1 protein-coding gene is annotated in these 1,597 nt (G+C 37.9%); it reads right to left on the reverse strand.

The features are described 5' to 3' along the window. Window positions 1–55 precede the first annotated feature (55 nt). Entirely contained in the window at window positions 56–1,462 is a 1,407-nt protein-coding gene (locus CP352_RS10700; RefSeq protein ID WP_089147021.1) for an ISLre2-like element ISLcr1 family transposase, read from the reverse strand. Window positions 1,463–1,597 lie beyond the last annotated feature (135 nt).

A 1,597-nucleotide genomic window follows, 5' to 3' on the forward strand; every position in this document is an offset into this window, starting at 1 on the left:
GTAAGTGTCAATATTTTTGCGGTAGGTTGTGAACCATTAGTCTAACCTTAATTTCTTAAATATTTATCTGATTTATTTTCCTACCGAAATCATTCAAATAGCTATGACCTGCCGTTAAACTTTCAATTATTCCATGATGAATGCCCAGATGGGTTTCATGCATCTTTCTTAGACTAGCACGAACTGCACCTTTCAATTCTTCCTGATCACCAATATCCAGCTGTCCACCAGCGAACTCACTGCTAAGCCAGTATTCCAGTTCATTGTTTTTGATACAAGTCAGTACACGCAAGATTCCTTCGGCACCATCTTCTGACCAGTATTTTCCTTGCCCTTTGACGCGATAGGTATATTTGCGATGATTGCTTTCACAGCAGCCAATTGCTTTAATTACCGACAAATGACGCATTTTGAATGGTTTTATATCCGCCCAGCGACGATGAAGATAGCTGCGCAGAAGCTTTAGGTTTTCATGATTTTCTGGCGTATTCAGTTCATCAATCAGATTGCTTTCAATCGTGTCTAAAATTACATCAGTTAAGTGACGGTCATATTTAAACTCAACTGCGCTGATCAATTTGCCTTGCATAGCTGGCATAAAGCTTAGACGGTCCTTAATTTTTTTATTCAAGTGAAAGACATCCAAGAAGTGTTCGTGCTGCCGGCAATAACCAACTATTTCATCAAAATCTTTCTTGGCATAACCGGCACCGCCATCGGCATTACTGATGATTAAAGTATCGCTTAAGTCATAGGTATTAGCTAAATAGGTTTTAATTTCTTGCAAAGCATCCAAGCGGCTTAAAGAAACAAACTCTTTGGCCTGAACTCTCTTCCTGCGCTTTTGGCTTAAATTAATAATATCCTCACAGACTTGATAGCGATGAAACTCTAGCCGTTTCTTGGTGCCCTTAATCACAACACCATCGCCTTCAAGATAAAGTACTGGCACCTTTTTCCTTGGGGTAATGCCATCGTATCTTTCTTCCGACTGTTGTTGGTTTTTAATCAGTTTGCCTGCTTGAACTATCAGTTTGCCAACTTGACTATGACTAATGTTAAAACAAGAAAGGGTATTAACTGCCAAAGCAGTGTTACGGTAAGTTGCCACAGCACTAACCTGTAAAACATCCTTCACTGCTAAAACACTATAACGCTTATACTTGTCATAGCCCATCAGCTCATCCAGCGGGTATTTAGCCTTTTTGCCTGGACAAATATATCTCCTGCGCCAATAGCTAATCTCTCCAAAGACAGTTACAACTGAACGCTTATTTCTCTTTTCAATCTGATAGCCTTGCTTTTTAGTCTCCTCAACTAAACCAGCATCAACTTCTTCTAGCGCTAGTTTCATTAATTCTCTAATTAGATTAAAGAAATAGCACATTAATGCCTTTTCACGAGCAATAACATTATTTTCAGACTTAATAATTTTCACGATATCAGTTATAATAGATTCCATAAAAGACCAGCTTCTAATGTGTTTTTGTTCTTAACATCAGACTACTGGTCTTTTTGTTTTAGCTCAAGTCCAAATTCAAAGGACTTGAGCTTTTTAATTATTTATTCAACTTACCGCAAAAAATTATACACTTAG

It is taken from the genome of Lactobacillus sp. UMNPBX1, assembly GCF_002554085.1.
Classification (GTDB): domain Bacteria; phylum Bacillota; class Bacilli; order Lactobacillales; family Lactobacillaceae; genus Lactobacillus; species Lactobacillus crispatus.

Excerpts from the sequence above, each read along its gene's own strand:
- CP352_RS10700 (WP_089147021.1), bottom strand. The coding sequence starts at position 1,462 with ATGGAATCTATTATAACTGATATCGTGAAAATTATTAAGTCTGAAAAT.